The sequence below is a fragment of the Streptomyces canus 299MFChir4.1 genome, from assembly GCF_000383615.1.
GTDB classification, from domain to species: domain Bacteria; phylum Actinomycetota; class Actinomycetes; order Streptomycetales; family Streptomycetaceae; genus Streptomyces; species Streptomyces canus_C.
Map to the genome: position 1 here is coordinate 128,496 of NZ_KB911594.1, position 13,065 is coordinate 141,560.

A 13,065-nucleotide genomic window follows, 5' to 3' on the forward strand; every position below is an offset into this window, starting at 1 on the left:
AGGCCGCAGCCGGGCGAGCGGCCGACCCGCCGCGTCCGTCCTCAAGAGCAGCGACCGCCCGGCGGCGGCACCAGCACGCCCTCCGGAGGGCAGGGCACCCGCCTCACGACGGCCCCGCGCCGGGCCACTGACGGGCGCGGACGGCCGGCGAGCGCGACGCGCTCCGTCACCCCACCGCCACACCCGCCCCACCGAGGCCCCGCCCCCGCTCGTCCCGTCACGACCCCAGGATCGACGTGAGGAACTCCCCCACCCATCCCAGCAACTCCCGCCCGACCAGCGGCTTCCCGCCCACCTTCGCCGTCTTCGGGCGCGGTACCAGCACCTGGTGCGCGGCCGGCTTGATGACGGTGCCCGGGTAGAGCCGCTTGAGCCGCAGTTCCTGCGACTCGCGCAACTCCACCGGTGCGAAGCGGATGTTGGTGCCCTGGAGGACGATCTCGCCGACGCCGCACGCGCGTGCGAGCATCCGAAGTCCCGCCACCAGCAGCAGGTTCTCCACCGGCTCGGGCAACTTGCCGTAGCGGTCGACGAGTTCCTCGCGTACGGCCTTGATGTCCTCCTCGGTGTTCACCGAGGCGATCGCGCGGTAGGCCTGCAGGCGCAGCCGCTCGCCCGGTGCGTAGTCGTGCGGGACGTGCGCGTCGACGGGGAGCTCGATCTTGACCTCCAGCGGCGGCTCCTCCTCGACTCCGCCCTCCAGGGAGGCCCGGTAGTCCGCGACGGCCTCGCCGACCATGCGGACGTACAGGTCGAAGCCGACGCCGGCGATGTGCCCGGACTGCTCGCCGCCGAGGAGGTTGCCCGCGCCGCGGATCTCCAGGTCCTTCATCGCCACGTACATGCCCGCGCCCATCTCGGTGTGCTGGGCGATCGTCGCCAGGCGTTCGTGCGCCGTCTCCGTCAGCGGCTTCTCCGGCGGGTACAGGAAGTAGGCGTAGCCCCGCTCGCGGCCACGGCCCACCCGGCCGCGCAGCTGGTGCAGCTGGGACAGGCCGAAGTTGTCGCCGCGCTCCACGATCAGCGTGTTCGCGTTGGAGATGTCGATGCCCGACTCGACGATCGTGGTCGACACGAGCACGTCGAACTTCTTCTCCCAGAAGTCGACGACGACCTGCTCCAGGGCCTGCTCCGACATCTGGCCGTGGGCGGTGGCGATGCGCGCCTCGGGGACGATCTCGCGCAGCCGGGAGGCCGCCCGGTCGATCGACTCGACCCGGTTGTGGATGTAGAAGACCTGGCCCTCGCGCAGCAGTTCACGGCGGATGGCCGCGCCGATCTGCCGCTCCTCGTACGGCCCGACGAAGGTGAGCACCGGGTGGCGCTCCTCCGGGGGTGTGGTGATCGTCGACATCTCGCGGATGCCGGTGACCGCCATCTCCAGGGTGCGCGGGATCGGGGTGGCGGACATGGTCAGCACGTCGACGTTGGCGCGGAGCTTCTTCAGCTGCTCCTTGTGCTCGACGCCGAAGCGCTGCTCCTCGTCGACGATGACCAGGCCGAGGTCCTTGAACTTGGTCTCCGAGGAGAACAGCCGGTGGGTGCCGATGACGACGTCCACCGAGCCCTCGCGCAGCCCCTCCAGGGTGGCCTTCGCCTCGGTGTCGGTCTGGAAGCGGCTGAGCGCCTTCACGACCACGGGGAACTGGGAGTACCGCTCGCTGAAGGTCCCGAAGTGCTGCTGCACCAGCAGGGTCGTCGGGACGAGGACGGCGACCTGCTTGCCGTCCTGGACGGCCTTGAAGGCGGCCCTGACCGCGATCTCCGTCTTGCCGTAGCCGACGTCGCCGCAGATCAGACGGTCCATGGGGACCGACTTCTCCATGTCCTCCTTGACCTCGGCGATGGTGGTGAGCTGGTCGGGGGTCTCCGCGTACGGGAAGGCGTCCTCCAGCTCCCGCTGCCACGGGGTGTCCGGGCCGAAGGTGTGCCCGGGGGCCGCCATCCGCGCGCTGTACAGCCTGATCAGGTCGGCGGCGATCTCCTTGACGGCCTTCTTCGCGCGCGCCTTGGTCTTGGTCCAGTCGGCGCCGCCGAGCCGGTGCAGCGTGGGGGCCTCGCCGCCGACGTACTTGGTGATCTGCTCCAGCTGGTCGGTGGGGATGTAGAGCCGGTCGCCGGGCTGGCCGCGCTTGGCGGGGGCGTACTCGACGACGAGGTACTCGCGCGTGGCGCCCTGCACGGTCCGCTGGACCATCTCGATGTAGCGGCCGACGCCGTGCTGTTCGTGGACGATGTAGTCGCCCGCCTCCAGGGTGAGCGGGTCGATCGTCTTGCGGCGCCGCGCGGGCATCCGGGCGCCGTCCTTGCCGGCCGCCTTCTGCCCGGTCAGGTCCGTCTCGGTCAGGACGGCGAGTCTGAGCGCCGGGTCGACGAACCCGTACTCGATCGAGCCGCACGCCACGTGGACCACGGACGGGCTCAGGGACGCGAGCTCCGCGTCGAGGCGGGCCGCGATGCCCTCGCCGCCCAGTACCTCGACGGTACGGGCGGCGGGGCCGTGGGCCTCGGTCACGAAGACCGCGCGCCAGCCGTCGGCGAGCCAGCCCTTGGTGTCGGCGAGCGCCTTGGCGGTGTCGCCGCGGTAGGTCTCGGGCGCGTGCATGCCGAGTTTGAGGGTGTCCGCCTCCAGTTCCAGGTCCGCCGCGAACGGCGACACGGACCACCACATCATGTCCAGCTCGCGCGCGTGGTCGCGGACGTCGGCGATGGACCACAGGGAGGCCGCGCCGACGTCGATGGGCGCCTCGCCGCCGCCCGCGGTGGCCGCCCAGGATGCCTGGAGGAACTCCTGCGAGGTGGCCACGAGGTCGGAGGCGCGCGTGCGGACCCGCTCCGGGTCGCACACGACGGCCATGGCGCCCTTGGGCAGGACGTCGATCAGGAGCTCCATGTCGTCGACGAGGACGGGTGCCAGGGACTCCATTCCCTCCACGGCGATCCCCTCGGCGATCCTGCCGAGCAGATCGCCGAGCTCCGGGTGCTGCTCGGCGAGGGCACGCGCACGTGCGCGTACGTCGTCCGTCAGGAGCAGTTCGCGGCAGGGCGGGGCCCACAGGCCGTGCTCGGCGACCTCCAGGGAACGCTGGTCGGCGACCTTGAAGTAGCGGATCTCCTCGACGTCGTCGCCCCAGAACTCGACGCGCAGGGGGTGTTCCTCGGTGGGCGGGAAGACGTCGAGGATGCCGCCCCGGACGGCGAACTCGCCGCGCTTCTCGACGAGCTCCACGCGCGCGTACGCGGCGCCGGCGAGGGACTCCACGATCGCGTTCAGGTCGGCGGTCTGACCGGTGCGCAGCGCCACCGGCTCCAGGTCGCCGAGGCCCTTGACCTGCGGCTGGAGCACGGAGCGTACGGGTGCGACGACCACGGAGACCGGGCCGGTCTCGGGGTCGTCGGGGCGGGGGTGGGCCAGGCGCCGCAGGACGGCGAGGCGGCGGCCGACGGTGTCGGAGCGGGGGCTGAGGCGCTCGTGCGGGAGGGTCTCCCAGGACGGGTACTCCACGACCCCCTCCGAGGGGAGCAGGGAGCGCAGGGCGGCGGCCAGGTCCTCCGCCTCGCGGCCCGTCGCTGTCACGGCGAGCACGGGCCGGCCGGCCTCACGCGCGAGGGCGGCGATCGCGAAGGGGCGGGCCGCCGGTGGGCCGACCAGGTCGACGTGCATGCGGTTGCCGTCCTGGGCCGCCGTGATCGCTTCCGCGAGGGCGGGGTCCTTGACGACGGCGTCGAGCAGACCGTGCAGGCTCATTCTGGGCGGCTTTCGTCCGGGGGATTTCTGGGGGTGGGCAACGCGAAGGGCCCGACACAACGAAGGGCCGGGGGGTCTCCAGCCTACGACGGTGTCGGCCCGGCCGTCGGAGCCTGTGGACAACCCCGCCCCACCCGCGGGTGCCCTGTGGACGGCGAGGAACCCGCACGCCGCTCCCCGGGACAGCGAAGAACCCGGCGCCGAGAAGTCCCTCGTGACTTCTCGGCGCCGGGCGTTCCCCCGCGTTCCCCCGTCCCCAGAGGTGGCTACTCGGTCGCGATCGCGTTCAGGACGTTCATCCGGCCCGCCCGGAACGCCGGGACGAGGGCGGCGAACAGGCCCACGAAGGCCGAGCCGATGAAGACCGCGATGATCGTCGGCCAGGGGATCTCCAGGACCTTCAGGCCCTCCAGGGCGAGGAGCTTCTGGGCGGTCGCGCCCCAGCCCATGCCCAGACCCAGCCCCAGCAGTGCGCCGAAGAGCGCGATCACCACCGACTCCATGCGGATCATCCGCCGCAGCTGGCGCCGCGAGAGGCCGATGGCCCGCATGAGGCCGATCTCCCGGGTCCGCTCGACCACCGAGAGCGCCAGGGTGTTCACGACACCCAGGATCGCGACGATGATCGCCAGGGCCAGCAGGCCGTAGATCATGTTCAGCAGCTGGCCGATCTGGTCCTTGAACGCCTCCTTGTAGTCGGTCTGGTCGCGCACGGTGTACTGCGGGTAGTCGTGCAGCGCCGACTTCAGGGACTTGTACGCGGCGTCCTGCTGCCCGTCCTTGGCGTTGGCGAAGACCAGCTGGTCCAGCGGCATCTTGTCGGCCGGCACGTACTTGGCGAGGGTGGCGATCGAGATGTACTTGGAGCCCGCGTCGATGACGACGTCGCTGCTGGTGATCGCCCGGACCGTCAGCTCGGCGGTCGCGCCGTCCTTGAAGGCGACCTTGATCTTCGAGCCCAGGTGGACGCCGTGCGCCTTGGCGAACTTCTCGTGCACGGACATCGAGTCGGGCTTGTAGGCGTCGGCGAGCTTGCCCGCCACCGTCTTGGTCCGCAGGTCGGTCGCGAACGTCGGGTCGGCCGCCGTGATGTCGGTGTCCTTGAGCGTCTTGCCGTCGGGGGTCGTGTAGTCGGCCTCCGCGATCTTGTACTCGGTGACGTGTGCCAGGCCCGGCGTGTCCTTCATGGCCTTCACCGCGGCCGGGGTGACCAGCTGCCCGCTGTCGGACCGGACGATGAAGTCGGTGCCGACCGTCTTGTCGAGCTCGTCGGTGGCCGAGGCGACCATGGACGAGCCGACGACCGCCAGACAGGCGACCAGCGCGAGGCCGATCATCAGGGCGGCGCCCGTGGCACCGGTACGGCGCGGGTTGCGCAGGGCGTTGCGCTCGGCCAGGCGGCCGATCGGACCGAACATCCTGAGGACGAGCGCGCCCAGGACGCGCACCACCCCGCCGGCGAGCAGCGGTCCGATGACGACGAAGCCGATCAAGGAGAGCACCACGCCGATGCCGAGCCACAGGGAGCCCTCGCTCGCCTTGTCGGCGGACGCGGCCACGTACAGGCTCAAACCGCCCGCGCCGGTCAGCACCGTGCCCAGCAGGGCCCGTACGCGGCCCGCCTTGGCGTCGGCCGGGGCGCCCGCGTCGCGCAGGGCGGCCATCGGGGAGACCTTGCCGGCGCGGCGGGCCGGCAGCCAGGCGGCGAGGACGGTGACGACCACCCCGAGGAGCAGACCGACCACGGGGGTCGTCCAGGCGATGGTCAGGTCGCTGGTCGACAGGTGGATGCCCAGGGAGCCCATGAGCTTCATCAGCCCGACCGCGAGCCCGACGCCCGCGCCGACCCCCAGCACCGACCCGAACACGCCCAGGAGCAGCGCCTCGACCAGCACGGACCGGTTGACCTGCCCGCGGGAGGAGCCGACGGCCCGCATCAGCCCGATCTCCCTCGTCCGCTGCGCGACCAGCATCGAGAAGGTGTTGATGATCAGGAAGATGCCGACGAGGAAGGCGATCCCGGCGAAGCCGAGCATCGCGTACTTCATGACGTTCATGAAGCCCTCGACGTCCTTCTGGTTGGCGTCGGCGGTCTCCTTGGCCGTCTGCACCTTGTAGCCGCCGCCGATCTCGGCCGCGACGTTCTTCTTCAGCTGGGCGTCGGTGACCCCGGAGGCGGCCGTGACGTTGACGTTCGTGAACACGCCCGTTTTGCCGACCAGCGTCTCCTGGGCCGTCTTCGTGTCCAGGTAGAAGATCGCGGCACCGGGGTTGGTGACCTGGAAGGCGGCGATGCCGGAGATCTTCGCGGTGTGCGTGCCGATCGCGCTGATCACGCCGATCTCGTCACCGAGCTTCAGGTGGTGCTTGTCGACGGTGTCCTGGTCGACCATGACCTGGCCGGAGTTCTTCGGCACCGCACCGGAGGTCACCTTCATGGTGCGGGCGTCGTTGCCGTTCCAGCTGCCGACGATGGTCGGGCCGCCGCCGGACGGCGAGAGGCTGTCCTTGTCGGCGTCCACGACGGTCACCGAGGTCGAGAAGACGGTCCCCTCGGCCGTCTTCACGCCCTGTGCCTTGCGCACCTCGCCGACCACGGCGGCCGGCATGACCGGCGGCCTGCCGTTGTCGGAGGTCGTCTCGCCGCTGTCGGAGGCGCCCTTGGCGCTCACCGTCACGTCCGAGGAGGTGGCCGCGAAGAGCTTGTCGAAGGTGGTGGACATGGTGTCCGTGAACACCAGCGTCCCGCAGACGAAGGCGACCGACAGCAGGACGGCGACGGCCGACAGGGCCATGCGTCCCTTGTGCGCGAAGAAGTTGCGCATGGAGGTCTTCATGACGGTCATGACGTGCGCCCCCGGGCGTCGAAGTCCTTCATGCGGTCCAGGACGGCCTCCGCGGTCGGCTTGTGCATCTCGTCGACGATCCGGCCGTCGGCGAGGTACAGCACGCGGTCCGCGTAGGAGGCGGCCACCGGGTCGTGCGTGACCATGACGATGGTCTGCCCGAGCTCGTCGACGGAGCGGCGCAGGAAGCCCAGTACCTCGGCGCCCGCGCGCGAGTCGAGGTTTCCGGTCGGCTCGTCACCGAAGATGATCTCGGGCCGCGCGGCCAGGGCGCGGGCCACGGCGACCCGCTGCTGCTGTCCGCCGGAGAGCTGGGTCGGCCGGTGCCTGAGCCGGTCGGAAAGTCCCACGGTGTCCACCACGCGCCCGAGCCACTGCTTGTCGGGCTTGCGTCCGGCGATGTCCATGGGCAGCGTGATGTTCTCGAGCGCGTTGAGCGTCGGAAGCAGGTTGAAGGCCTGGAAGATGAACCCGATCCGGTCCCGGCGCAGCCGCGTGAGCTTCTTGTCCTTCAGGCCGGTGATCTCGGTGTCGTCCAGGTAGATCTGGCCGCTCGTCACGGTGTCCAGCCCGGCGAGGCAGTGCATGAGGGTGGACTTGCCGGATCCCGAGGGGCCCATGATCGCGGTGAACTGTCCGCGAGCGATGTCCACGTCCACATGGTCGAGGGCGACGACCCGGGTCTCCCCGGACCCGTACGCCTTGACGACCTGCCGTGCCCGCGCGGCAACGGCCGTACGCCCGCCAGTGCCCCCGTGCCTGGTGATGGTTACAGCCGATGTCACGGTATGTCTCCTATATCGGTCAGTCAGTGAGCCGCCGGGACCGCCCGGCGTTCGGTAGGTGGTGGTGCGTGTGCTGGGTACGGCGTTCAGTCTGGTGCCGCGGGACGGCCCGGCGCGCTGGTGCTCAGCACCCTCTTCTACGGGGGAAAACCCCACCCCCGGCGATCCGGTCGACCCTCCCCCCACCGCTCCCCAGCGGCGTAAAGCCAGGTTAAGGAAGGCCCCTGGCCCTTCTCCTCCTCCGGCGGTACGAACCCTCCCCCAGCCGTAGTGCGGAGGTACCCCTAGGGGCAGTCCACCGCTGGGTGGAGGCGATCTAGGGGTCGGCTCCACCCTCCTGCCCACCGAGACCGCACCCTGCCGCCACGTGAGGGGCAAGTGGGAGAGTGGTCGCCGGCAGATAGATGCAGGGGGAAGGAATCGGCGTGGACGACACGAGGCCGTCGGTACGGGAGTCCGCGCAGCACGTGTCCACGAACCGGCGCGGGGCGGTCGTGGCGGCCCTGATGCTCGCGATGGCGCTCGCGGCCCTGGACGCCACCATCGTCTCCACGGCGGTCCCGCAGATCGTCGGCGACCTGGGCGGCTTCTCGGTCTTCTCCTGGCTGTTCTCCGGCTATCTGCTGGCCGTGACGGTGACCCTGCCGGTGTACGGCAAGCTGTCCGACACCTTCGGGCGCAAACCCGTGCTGATCGCGGGCTCGGCGGTGTTCCTGCTCGGCTCGCTGCTGTGCGCGGTGGCGTGGAACATGGGGGCGCTGATCGCGTTCCGGATCGTCCAGGGGCTCGGCGGCGGGGCCCTGCAAGGCACGGTCCAGACGCTCGCAGCCGACCTGTACCCGCTGAAGGAGCGCCCCAAGATCCAGGCCAAGCTGTCCACGGTGTGGGCGGTGGCGGCGGTCGCGGGCCCGGGGATCGGCGGGGTGCTCGCGGCGTACGCGGACTGGCGGTGGATCTTCCTGGTCAACCTGCCGATCGGCGCGGTGGCGCTGTGGCTGATCGCCCGTCATCTGCACGAGCCGCAGCGCTCCGTCCGCGAGACGACGGCCACGCGTACGCGTGTCGACTGGGCGGGCGCGCTCGCGGTGTTCGCGTGCGGGGGCGTGCTGCTGACCGCACTCGTGCAGGCCGGGGTGGCCTGGCCGTGGCTGTCGTGGCCGTCACTGGGCCTGTTCGGCACGGGATTCGCCCTGGTGGCCGCCGTGGTCCTGATCGAACGCCGGGCGGCCGAGCCGATCATCCCCGGCTGGGTCTGGCGCCGCCGCACTATCGCCGCGGTGAACCTGGCCCTCGGCGCCCTGGGATTCCTCATGGTCGCCCCTGCGGTCTTCCTGCCGACGTACGCCCAGTCGGTGCTCGGCCTCGCCCCGGTCGCCGCCGGTTTCGTGCTGTCCGTATGGACGTTGAGCTGGCCGGTGTCGGCGGCGCTGAGCCAGCACGTGTACCGGCGCATCGGCTTCCGCAACACGGCGATGCTGGGCATCGGAGCGGCGGCCCTGATCCTGTTCGCCTTCCCCTTCCTCCCGTATCCGGGCGCGGCCTGGCAGCCCACCCTGCTGATGCTGCTCCTGGGCGGCGCGCTGGGCCTGTTCCAGCTCCCCCTGATCGTCGGGGTCCAGTCGACGGTCGGCTGGGCGGAACGCGGCACGACGACGGCCTCCGTCCTGTTCTGCCGCCAGACCGGTCAGACGATCGGCGCGGCGGTCTTCGGCGCGGTCGCGAACGGGGTGCTGGCGAGCCGCCTGGGCGGCGCGAGCGATCTGGACTCCGTCACGCGCGCGTTGGACGCCGGCACGGCCCCGGAGACGACCCGCGCGGCCATCGCGGACGCGGTGCACGCGGTGTACATGGGCGCGGGCTGCGCGGCGGCCCTGGCGTTCGCGGTGCTGCTGGTGCTGGCGCCGCGGCGCTTCCCGGTCCTCGTGGAGCAGTGACCGGACCGGCCGCCCGGACACCCCGCGTAAGGACCCGGACACACTCCGGTGAGCCCAAAAGTCTGAGTTAACCGGAGGTAACACCGCAGGTCAGCGAAGTAAGCGCATACCGACCGATCAGTTTGTCGAAAGGGCTGTACAACGACGAACCGCCGAGTAACGTGCGGGGCTCCGCTCTTTCTCCACCCCCCAGAACTCCCTGCGGTCCGCCGCGCCGGGCCCGAGCCACGCAAGGAGCACGGGATGTCCTACGACCCGTCACAGCCGTATCCCACCTATCCCTGGCAGCCCCCCGCCCCACCGCCCGAACCGGCCCCGCACCCCTCGCGCCACCGCTCCCCGCTCGGCCACCACAGCGACCTGCGGATCCTGCGCAGCGCCTACCGCTGGCAGCGGCGCACCGCCACGCTCACCGCGCTCGGCTACTTCACGTTCTTCCTCGTGCTGTCCGCGTGCGCGCCCTCCTTCATGGCGAGCAGCGTCACCGACGGACTGCCCACCGGACTGATCCTGGCCCTGCTCCAACTCCCCGTCACCTGGCTGGCGATCGCCGTGTACGAGCACACCGCGCGCCGCTACGTCGACCCGCTCGCGGACCGCATCCGCAAGCAGTCCGAGGTGGACGCCAGGCGAGAGGCGGCGGCCCGATGACCGGCTTCAGCGACTCCGCGCAGGCGATGAGCCTGGTGGCGTTCTCCGCCGTCGCCACCATCACCCTCCTGCTGTGCGTGATGACCGGCCCGGACGGCGACGACCTCGACGAGTTCTACACCGGCTACAGCTCCCTGTCCGCCATGCGCAACGGCCTCGCCATCGCGGGCGACTACATCTCCGCCGCGACCGTGCTCGGCACGGGCGGCGTGATCGCCCTGTGCGGCTACGACGGCGTCGTCCTCGCGCTCAGCACGGCCCTGTCGCTGATGCTGCTGATGTTCCTGCTGGCCGAACCCCTGCGCAACGCGGGCCGGTTCACCATGGGCGACGCCCTCGCCCGCCGGATGCCGGGACGATCCGTACGCGTCGCCGCGTGCCTGGTCACCCTCGCCGCACTGCTCCCGCTGATGCTGGTGCAGCTCGCCGGCGCCGGCCAACTGCTGGCGTTCATCCTGGGGTTCTCCGGCGACTCGCTGAAGACGGGGTTCATCATCGGCCTGGGTATCCTGATGATCAGCTACGCGGCCATCGGCGGCATGAAGGGCACCGCCCTCATCCAGATCCTGAAGATCGTCATGCTCCTCGGATCGGGTGCCGTGGTCGCCGTACTGGTCATGAACCGGTTCGACTGGAATCCCGCGACCCTGTTCGACACGGCGGCCCGGCAGAGCGGCGTGGGGCCCGACTTCCTTCAGTCCGGGCTGGAGTTCGCCGGCGGGCCGTATCCCCGCATCGACATGATCACCTCGCAGCTCGCGGTCGTCATCGGCGGAGCGTGTCTGCCGCACGTCACGATGCGCATGTACACCGCCTCCAGCGCCCGTCAGGTACGGCGTTCGATGTCCTGGGCGGTGTCGGCGGTGGCCGTGTTCGTCCTGGTCATCACGGTTGTCGGGGTCGGGGCGACGGCGATGATCGGGCGTACGGTGATCGCGGAGGCCGATCCGCAGGGCAACACGGCGTATCTGCTGGGCTCCCGGGCGGTGTTCGGGCCCGACGTGTCGACCGGTGAGACGTTTCTCTTCACCACGGTCACCACCGCGCTCTTCCTCACCCTGCTCGCCTCCGTCGCCGGCATGATCCTCGCCTGCGCCAACTCCCTGGCCCACGACGTGTTCGCGGCCCGGGCCCCGTCGATGCCGCCGCAGCGCGAGATCCTGCTGGCCAGGGTGTCCGCGCTGGCGGTCGGCCTCCCCACGATCTTCCTCGCGACGCTGATCCAGCACCACAGCCTTCAGCCGCTGGTGATCCTGTCCTTCTGCGTCGGCGCGTCCGCGTTGGCCCCCGCGCTCGTGTACACCCTCTTCTGGCGGCGCTACACCCGGACGGGCCTGCTCTGCACGCTGATCGGCGGCACGCTGACGGTGCTCTTGCTGATGCCGGGCACGAATCTCGTGTCGGGCTCACCCGTGTCCGCCTTCCCCGAAGCCGACTTCAACTGGCTGCCGTTCACGACGACCGGGCTGGTGTCCATTCCGGCGGGGTTCTTGTTCGGGTGGCTGGGGACGGTGATTTCCGGGCGGCACAAGGCGGAGGAACAGCGGAAGCAGTACGACGCGGTCGAGGGGTGGATTCTGGCGGGGGCTGTGCGGAGGGGGTGAACGGGGGGCCTGTCGGGTGCGGGTCGGTGGGAGTGGGGGTGAGCCGGGGTCGTGTGTCGGGTGCGGGTCGGTGGGGGTGGAGGTGGGGTGTGCCGGGGTCGTCTGTCGGGTGCGGGTCGGTGGGGGCTGGTCGCGCAGTTCCCCGCGCCCCTGGGTGGGTGCGGGTGGGCGGCATCAGATCTGCGCCGCTGCTCCGGCTGCCTGCCCCGGCGCCCCGACCGTCCTGGCCTGGTCGATCCGGCTGTCCCGCCCGTCCCGGCCTGCTCGACCCAGCCGTCCTGACCGTCCCGGCCCACTCGACCCGGCCGTCCCGACGACCCGACCCAGCCGTCCCGACCGTCCCGACCCGCTCGACCCAGCCGTCCCGACCGTCCCGACCCACTCGACCCAGCCGTCCCGGCGACCCGGCCTGGTTGGCCCGGCTGTCACTCCGTCGCCGCTGTCCCCGTGAGTTCCGTCAGGCTGCTGCGTACGTGGTCCATCTGGGCCTGCACCCCGTCCCGGTGCTCCGCGTGCTTCCGCAGCACCCCCTCCGTCTCCTCGGCGATCCGCTCCTCCTCGCCCCGCGCCCGCGCAAGGATCTCCGCCGCACGCACGCGTGCGTCCTCCTCGCACTGCTCCACCGACGCCTCCGCCTCGGCGAACCCCCGCTTCGCCTCCGCCAGGGCCGCCTGCGCCCGCGCCACCCGCTCGGCGACCCGCGCGTCCGCCTCGGCCGCCCGCTTCTCGTCGGCCCGCTCCACCTCGGCCCACCGCTCCGCGTGCTCCCTGGCCTGCTCGGCGAGCATCGCGATGGTGCGCTGCCGTACGTCACGCAGCGCGGCCAGCTCCTCCCCTCGCCCCGCTTTCACCTCACGCCGGGCGGTGACACGGATCTCGTCGGCCTCGGCGCGCGCCACGAGCAGCCGCTGACGGGCGCTCTCGTCTGCCGCGGCGCGCACGGCGTCGGCGTGCGCCTGAGCGGCATCCCGTACGCCGTCGGCGTGCGCCCGCGCCTCATCCATGAGGCGCTGCGCATCCTGCCGCGCCCTCTCCCGGACGGCCTCGGCCTCCTCCTGGCCCAGCTCGAACAGCCGTCGCGCGCCCTCACCGAGGGTCTCGTACGCCTGCGGGGCCAGCGTGGACACGACCTCCCGCAGCTCTTCCGCCTCGGCCTCCATCTCCCTGGCGAGGACGGTGAGCCGGGCGGCCCGTTCCCAGGCCGCGTCACGGTCCCGGGACAGGGCGGCGGCGTACGCGTCGACCTGTTCGGGGCGGTAGCCGCGCCCCCGTACGGCCACGAACCCCGGGGGCGACACCGGTGCGCTGCTCATCCTGGAATTCCTCTCCGCCGACAACACAAACGGACGCGAAATGATGATTTCGCGCACATCTTGATGTATCGGACGGAAATGTTCATAACGCGACACTCCGCACACCAGTCACGGTCGTGACGGATCGTCACGTGATCGAAGGCGCGCAAAAAGGGCCGGACCCTGGTCACACGACCGGGGTCCG

The 13,065-nt window shown here is 71.1% G+C and carries 7 protein-coding genes; 3 read left to right on the plus strand and 4 right to left on the minus strand.

Annotated features, from left to right (window positions below; all coding sequences use genetic code 11):
* Window positions 1–217 precede the first annotated feature (217 nt).
* The 3 genes from mfd to H293_RS0126420 all read right to left on the minus strand — a co-directional run bounded on the left by mfd (window position 218) and on the right by H293_RS0126420 (window position 7,379).
* A complete protein-coding gene (gene mfd, locus H293_RS0126410) occupies window positions 218–3,748 on the minus strand; it encodes a transcription-repair coupling factor (protein ID WP_020120848.1) in 3,531 nt (1,176 codons plus the stop codon).
* 266 nt (window positions 3,749–4,014) lie between these two features.
* Complete coding sequence (locus H293_RS0126415) at window positions 4,015–6,594, minus strand: ABC transporter permease (protein ID WP_020120849.1); 2,580 nt, start codon at window positions 6,592–6,594, stop codon at window positions 4,015–4,017.
* The gene (locus H293_RS0126420) at window positions 6,591–7,379 is read right to left on the minus strand and encodes an ABC transporter ATP-binding protein (RefSeq protein ID WP_020120850.1); all 789 of its coding nucleotides are present in this window, start codon (window positions 7,377–7,379) and stop codon (window positions 6,591–6,593) included. Before H293_RS0126420 ends, H293_RS0126415 begins: the two co-directional genes overlap by 4 nt.
* A 404-nt stretch (window positions 7,380–7,783) precedes the next feature.
* Here H293_RS0126420 and H293_RS0126425 point away from each other — a divergent pair, with 404 nt between their 5' ends.
* The 3 genes from H293_RS0126425 (at window position 7,784) to H293_RS0126435 (ending at window position 11,568) form a co-directional block, all read left to right on the plus strand.
* Complete coding sequence (locus H293_RS0126425) at window positions 7,784–9,313, plus strand: MFS transporter (RefSeq protein WP_033415693.1); 1,530 nt, start codon at window positions 7,784–7,786, stop codon at window positions 9,311–9,313.
* A 243-nt stretch (window positions 9,314–9,556) separates the two neighbouring features.
* Window positions 9,557–9,964: a DUF485 domain-containing protein gene (locus tag H293_RS0126430; RefSeq protein WP_020120852.1), complete on the plus strand. Its 408-nt coding sequence runs from the start codon at window positions 9,557–9,559 to the stop codon at window positions 9,962–9,964.
* Window positions 9,961–11,568 (plus strand): sodium/solute symporter, encoded by a 1,608-nt coding sequence (locus tag H293_RS0126435; protein WP_020120853.1) that lies wholly within the window; start codon window positions 9,961–9,963, stop codon window positions 11,566–11,568. The genes H293_RS0126430 and H293_RS0126435 overlap by 4 nt, the downstream gene beginning before the upstream one ends.
* 425 nt (window positions 11,569–11,993) lie before the next feature.
* On the opposite strand, the gene H293_RS0126440 is transcribed toward H293_RS0126435, so the two are convergent.
* Window positions 11,994–12,881, minus strand: a complete 888-nt coding sequence (locus tag H293_RS0126440; RefSeq protein ID WP_020120854.1) for a hypothetical protein — start codon at window positions 12,879–12,881, stop codon at window positions 11,994–11,996.
* Window positions 12,882–13,065: the final 184 nt, after the last annotated feature.